The organism is Gimesia sp. (assembly GCF_040219335.1).
Taxonomy (GTDB): domain Bacteria; phylum Planctomycetota; class Planctomycetia; order Planctomycetales; family Planctomycetaceae; genus Gimesia.
The window spans coordinates 566362-572594 of sequence record NZ_JAVJSQ010000019.1 but is presented as its reverse complement, the minus strand read 5'-3'; the positions used below and the strand labels follow the sequence as shown (position 1 = coordinate 572594).

The following is a 6233-nucleotide window of genomic DNA, read 5'->3' as shown; positions in this document are numbered from 1 at the left end:
CTCCGGCCAAAGCGGATACGATACCACGGGCACGTTTTCGCAGTTCCCAGTTTTGCTCCGTTTGCGTGTGATGATCCCCTGCTTCCAGTCAACTTCATTGGGATGGAGTTCGGCCATATCGATCTGCGTCATGGCCGAGTTTAAGCCTAACAGAAGATAGAGCTTTGTCCGTGGGTTGGCTTTTTCCATCAGGGTCTTGATTTGCTCGCGGGTGAGGACCTTCACTTCACGTGGGCTGACCGCGATCCGCAGGTCCTGATCGTCTATATTTTTGGGCAGCATTTCCAGATGCGAGGTATTCTTAACGAGCCAGCGGACGAACTGCTTAAAAACAGCAAATATGTTATGAGCGTAATGATCGCTCATTTGATTGGCCGCGACTCGCCCCAGCAGATGGTTATAAAGACCCTGGACGGTATTGTGGTCGATTCGTGAGACGGATGTGCCGCTTCCAGCGAACTCCATGATGAACTCAAGTTGCGACCTCGACGTCTCAGCCCACGCAGCCGAGAGTTGCCCCGCAGCGACTTTGGCACGTTTCTGGAGCAGGTATTTCTCGACGTTCGCTGTGAACGTGTCCTCGGTGCTCGCCTCGCCCAGGCGACGATGCTGGGTCTCCAACCGGTCTTGCCACTGAGTATGCTCATAGGGGGGCGGGCCGCTGACTTCGATGACCGGCTCGCGGCCAGCTTCTTGATACACCGGCTTCATTCGCTCATTGATCGCAGTAAGCGGGGCGGGGCCGTTGAAGGGCCGATCTGACCACCCGAGCGGTGGGGGAGTCTGCATAGCCAGTCGCTCTTCCAGAGCCTTGATTCTGTCTCTCGCGACAGTGGCAGTCATTCCTTCGCCATGGTCGATGGACCATCTGAGCACACTCTCCCACTCTGCGATAACATTTTTATACTCGGTCCGGTGGGGTTTGGCTTCTTCGGCTTCGAGGTCTAACTGGGCTTTAGTTGCTCGCCAGGCGGCTTCTGCCTGCTTCCTGGCCTCGCGATCGCTCTTCCCGCTACCGCCATCGAAGCGGTACTTCTTACCGAAATAGACGACCCGCCACTTGTTGCGGGCGGCATCCTAATTCAGCCAGGATGTCAATCAGCTCGCCGCGATTACTTAAGCATCCCGCACACCATGATGGGCACCGGAAATTGATGCCATCTTACTGTCAGAGAGGCTCTCTGCTTTTAGAGTGGGAGTTAGAATAGATAACTCTCGTAAGGAGTTTTGAGGCCAAGAAAAGCGATTCTGAGAGGCCTGGAGCGTTGTAATTTTACACAAAAAATTACAGAATAACGGACCAAGGTGATTTGGTGGATAACGGACCAGCGTGCGTGTTTGTAAGTGGCTTCTGTTTAACGACTTGAAAGTCGGGATGACAAGATTTGAACTTGCGACCTCTGCGTCCCGAACGCAGCGCTCTACCAGGCTGAGCCACATCCCGTGGGAGTCTTATTCTATCATGACGCCATGTCTGGTCAACGCAGTCGGATGCAAAGTCTCACGACTTTTTGACCGAAATCATGAAAATCAATAGGGTTGGACAACGGGGGCTGCACCGGCGGTGGCTGGTTCTGTCGGGTAGTGAGCTGGATCAACGTTGATCGGTTCAGGTGCGGTTGCCACACCGTAGGGGACAGGCTGACCTGCGGTTCCGGGCGCCACCAGCATCGGCTGTGAGGCGACGCTGCCTGTGGAGTAGGCATTTGCGTGGCTGATCTGTGGTGAGTTCATCATAGCCACTGTCCCGCTGGAAGCACCGCCGGTGTAGGTGGGAAGAGGGTGTGTGTGGCTGGCTTGAGCGGTGCGTGTCTGGTAACGGAACATGCTGCCATTGCCCAGGGGGCCATGTTCCCATCCCTTCGCGACAATCCGGTCCTGTGGGCTGGCGGGGGCATATGGTTTTTTCAATGAAGCGATCCGGGACTGAACCTGTGGCTGATACCATTCAGACTGCAGGGACTGTTCGTACATCGCCAGGGCTTCTTCATTACGGCCACTTTGCTGATAAACCTGTCCCATGTGTGCTAACACTTTGGGATGGTTAGGGTCAATGTTTGAAGCAGCTTTCAGAGACTGTTCTGCTCCCACCATGTCACCATTTTGTTGAAGCAGCCAGGCCATTTCCAGGTGAGACTCGGCAATGTAAGGCTGAGTGTCCCGCCAGGCGGTAATGTGCTGAGCGGCTTCCTGTTGACGTCCCTGGCTGATCATCAGTTCCGCCAGTCCGTGATGTGAAGGCTGGTGAGTCGGATCAACTCGCAGGGCGTTGCGGTAAGTCTGTTCCGCACCGGCCAGATCTCCTTCTTTCTCCATTACGACTGCCAGATTATGGACATAGTCAGGATTCGTAGGATTATTGGCGATTGCTCGGGTGAAAGCTGCATGAGCCTGTGCATAGTCCCCGCGTTGATAGTAACCATTTCCCATTTCGTTACTGGCCACACCATGCATGGTATTACAGCCGGATAACGTCAATGTTCCCAGTGATAATAAGATTGCCAGATTGCAGAGAACCGAAAATCTGTTTCGAGTTGAGTGCATCGTGCACAGCTCCATCATTTGTAAGCATGGCTCAGAACTCATTTCTGAGTGTCATACTGTCGGAAAATGGTTTAGTTCGGGAGGGAATAGTTTATATTGACGATTTGCAACGCATCGGGATATGACTGGGAGAGAGGTGGCCGAAAGATAACAGTCGTTAAAAAATCGAGCAAGAGGAGTTCGTTGATTTTTTCACGTTTTTTGATTTGATATCGGGAATTAATTGCGAAGCTAAGTCCATAATTAATCTTGTGATAGAACCAGATCCGAATCGGGGCGGACTTGGATCTGGTTTGGTATTTTGATCTCAGTTGATGGGATTAAATGACTTCTCAGGTGGATTCACAGGAGCAGCCTGAGGTTCAACCAGCGAGCCATGCTTTTCAATGTGAGAGAACCAGCGTCGAGCCGTTGACCGTCGTTGTGTGGGAGTTGCAATGTCAGAGTAGTCGATGGGACGATCTGTCAATTCGTGAATATAATTGAAAGCCTGTTCCCGGACAGCAACATGTGGATGTTCCAGCCATTCCACAAGTCTGCCTGAGATGAAGCGATCCTGAGCATCCTGTTTCTGGAATCCCCAGAGCAGGCGTTCCATCGTTTCTGCCATCTCGGGGGAAAACTGTTTCTGGAGTGCCGCTGTGAGTAACTCTCCGTTTTCCGGATCACGTAAAAGCCAGTTTCGAATGCCGTTTACAGCTTCCATTCGGGACTCGTGATGGTCTACTTCATTCAGTACCTTCACCAGTTCCTGGTAACGGTTGGTTAATGCCAGGGATTTGGTTGCCAGATCCGATATGTTGGGTTTCAGATCCTTGGTGATTGCGGGCATGGTAAGAGAGACCAGCTGGTCGTCTTTCAGCTCTTTGGCGAAAGCCGCGATTTGACGACGGGCCAGATAGGAATTGTCTTTGTAGTTAGGTTCGACCCAATGCGGAACTCGCAGGGGTTTATCGCCGTCGGAGGGGTTGATTCGTCCGGCCTTACGGTCTTTGGCGGAGAGTGACATCCAGTGACCGGCATCGATGGTGTGCACCTTACCGGATCCATCTGAGAAGCGGATCATCCCCGAATAGGCATACAGAATACCTGTGTAGTTGTCAGGGCCAGGTTTCTGGTCGGGATGTGTAGGTTGTACGGGATCGATTTCAATGCCACAGACACTGTCGCGTGTGACCAGTTCGATACGCCACAGCTGATCGTTGACTTTGATCGACAGAGTTGGTCCTGCTGCGTCCCGGGCATCATTCAGCCCGCGAGAGGCTTCGATTCTCAGGCGGCCTTCCTGAATCTTGAAACCCATCTCGGCGGCTTTGTTTTTTCCTTGATAAGTAACTTCAGTTCCGGGCAGCAGAACCACTTTGCACAGGGCTTCGGGGATGTTGATTCGAGCGGTGAACGGTGCAGGTGACGCGACTGCGGAACCGGCGTGGATTGGCATTACCTTCGAAAGAATTAACCAGTCGTTTTTATCTGCCAGTTCACGTTTCTGATCGACTTTGGCCAGGAAAAATCCATCTTCTGATTCAATTTGTGCAGCCGGTGCTTTCTGGGCGGCATCCGCCATTTCAATTTTCGCTGGTGCTGCAGGAGCGGCATTTGCAGGAGTCTGACTGTTCATGGCCACGGTATTGTCTGCTGGTTTTGCTGGAGTAGCCGGAGGCGTTGTCGGAGATTCAGCAGGTGTTGTCGTGCCGGGAGTGGCTGGCAGCAGGTTCTCCACGGGGGGCTTAGCGGGAACTGCGGTTGGAGCAGCTGTTTCTGCATCAGCGGGCGGAGGAGCATCAAATGCGGGGGGCTTGGTATTCATAGCCACGGTGTCACCGACAGGCTCCGGTTTGGGGGGAAGCGGTGTCGTTTTGGCTGGCTGTTTTTCAGGAGTCGTCGCTGCGACGTCAGTTCCCGGCTCTGCTGGAGCGGGCGTCGATTTATCTGGTGTTGGCTCCTGGGGTTTAGATAAATCGACTTCTTCGTTGTCAACCGGATTGCCAGCCACTTGCGGCGTGGCATCATTCCGTGAGAAGAATGAGGGGAAAAAGGTCGGATCGTTGAAGAACAGTCCAGCCCAGACGACTGCGGTGAGCAGAATCAGAACGTAAGGCGTAAAACGCTTCCAGAGCGGTTTGGTTTTCAGGTAGTCTGGAATCCGCGAGGAAAAGGGCTCCGGTTCTCGAGCGGGAATAGACTGTTGTTGAGGCGGAGTACTGGTTCTGACGGGAGCCGTTGCGGCAACTGGCTGAGGTGCGGCGGGAGGTTCAGCAACTGCCGTCTGAGTCTGAGGGGCCGCTTCTGTCTGGTCGCTGCGCAGGGCTGGCCCCAAGGCGTAAATCCGTTCTCTGGTGTCGGGGTTAACGGTGGCTGGTTCCCCCAGTACCAGGGTCAGGATCTGATGTGAAGCGGCGACTTCCACCAGATTGACATCCGAGTTCAGGCAGATCTTTTCGACATCGGCCACACTTTCCGGGGGGAGCGTGTTGTCTAGATACTCTGAGACCGTATTCGGGTCGAGGTTAGAGCCGGGGCCTTCGACTTCTGGAGCAGTCAGGCGGCGTCTGCGTAACACATCTTTGATTCGTTCCACTAGAGAAGATGCGTAGCTGCTTTCCTCCAGTTTTTTGCCGATTTCTTTAATCTGGGCCGGCTCTAAAACATCATCCAGATAAGCGATCAGAGTTCTGAGTGTTAAACGCATGCTGCACCATTGTTGAGCTGAAAGGAGTTAATAATTTAAAGAGAAATCGGGGTTCTCTATCATTATTAGTGGTGCAGGCGTCGAGATTTCGTACAAAAATAGTCAGAAAAAAGTCTTAGAAGTCACAAAAACTGCTGATCGCAGGTTTTGAGGACGCCTCAATTAGCCTGAGGCGAAGCGACTTCGGGCCTGAGAACGGTTTTCTGATCGGGGCCCTGGATTATTAAAGGCACGTAGAGTTCCGGGAAATCAGTGTCGTTGGTTTTAATCACAACCAGGCCGTCATGTTTTCCCGGGGGGACAAGATCTTCTACGATCACATCCACTTTTTGTTGTCGGAGTCCATCATTGTTTTCCAGTGCACCGAGTTCCACCTTGGCATATTTGGATGTGCTTTTGACGCCGGTGATTTCAAAATCTTTACCGCCACGATAATCGGAGACTGTCACGGGGTGGACGGTGCGACCGGGGGTGAACTGGTAGATCACCAGTGCTTTCGGTTTAACAACCAGTCTGCGTACGGGCAGTTCCACTTTGAAGGTCAGGCGGGCCACGCGTTCCATCGTATCTTCGTATTTGAAGTCGACGAAGAGCTCCTTCTGTCCGGGAGATTCACCCGCCGTTTCCATTTTCAGGATGAACTCGCCTGATTCATGAGGTTCATAGACCCGTTTCTCCAGATGAGGTTGCAGACAGCCACAACTGGGAATGAGTTCTTTGACGGTGACGGTCTGATCGCTCAGGTTTTTGAAGCGAAATCGGGCACCGACGACACGTTCGGTCTCTTTGATCATTCCCCGGTCAACTAGAAATGTTTCAAATGCCAGGGCAGGGCGAGGGGCTCCTGCCATCGATTTCTGCACGGTAGAACCATTCCAGTAAGCGATACTGGAAAGGACGAATGGTAAAGTGGCCAGAGTGAGTAAGCTGCGTCTGGTCCATTTTGACTGTAAGATTCGATTGAGCATGGCATCCGTGCCTGTCTGAATGATTACCG

The 6233-nt window shown here is 52.8% G+C and carries 4 protein-coding genes and 1 tRNA gene; all 5 read right to left on the bottom strand.

The annotated features are described in order from the left end of the window. Positions 1 to 843: site-specific integrase (locus tag RID21_RS17295; protein ID WP_350190948.1), on the bottom strand; the 843-nt coding region annotated here is incomplete at its 3' end. 527 nt (positions 844 to 1370) lie between these two features. After that, positions 1371 to 1444, bottom strand: a tRNA-Pro gene (locus tag RID21_RS17290). A gap of 86 nt (positions 1445 to 1530) precedes the next feature. Continuing rightward, the gene (locus tag RID21_RS17285) at positions 1531 to 2544 is read right to left on the bottom strand and encodes a tetratricopeptide repeat protein (protein ID WP_350190946.1); all 1014 of its coding nucleotides are present in this window, start codon (positions 2542 to 2544) and stop codon (positions 1531 to 1533) included. Between the two features lie 307 nt (positions 2545 to 2851). After that, on the bottom strand, positions 2852 to 5236 hold the full coding sequence (locus RID21_RS17280; protein WP_350190944.1) for a hypothetical protein: 2385 nt from the start codon (positions 5234 to 5236) through the stop codon (positions 2852 to 2854). Between the two features lie 158 nt (positions 5237 to 5394). Further along, positions 5395 to 6204 carry a DUF1573 domain-containing protein gene (locus tag RID21_RS17275; RefSeq protein ID WP_350190942.1) on the bottom strand — a complete coding sequence of 270 codons (810 nt, stop codon included), beginning with the start codon at positions 6202 to 6204 and terminating at the stop codon, positions 5395 to 5397. Between the last annotated feature and the right edge of the window lie 29 nt (positions 6205 to 6233).

Bases quoted from the DNA above. Each gene is read 5' to 3' on its own strand.
- RID21_RS17280 (WP_350190944.1), bottom strand. From the start codon at position 5,236: ATGCGTTTAACACTCAGAACTCTGATCGCTTATCTGGATGATGTTTTA.
- RID21_RS17285 (WP_350190946.1), bottom strand. From the start codon at position 2,544: ATGCACTCAACTCGAAACAGATTTTCGGTTCTCTGCAATCTGGCAATC.
- RID21_RS17275 (WP_350190942.1), bottom strand. From the start codon at position 6,204: ATGCTCAATCGAATCTTACAGTCAAAATGGACCAGACGCAGCTTACTC.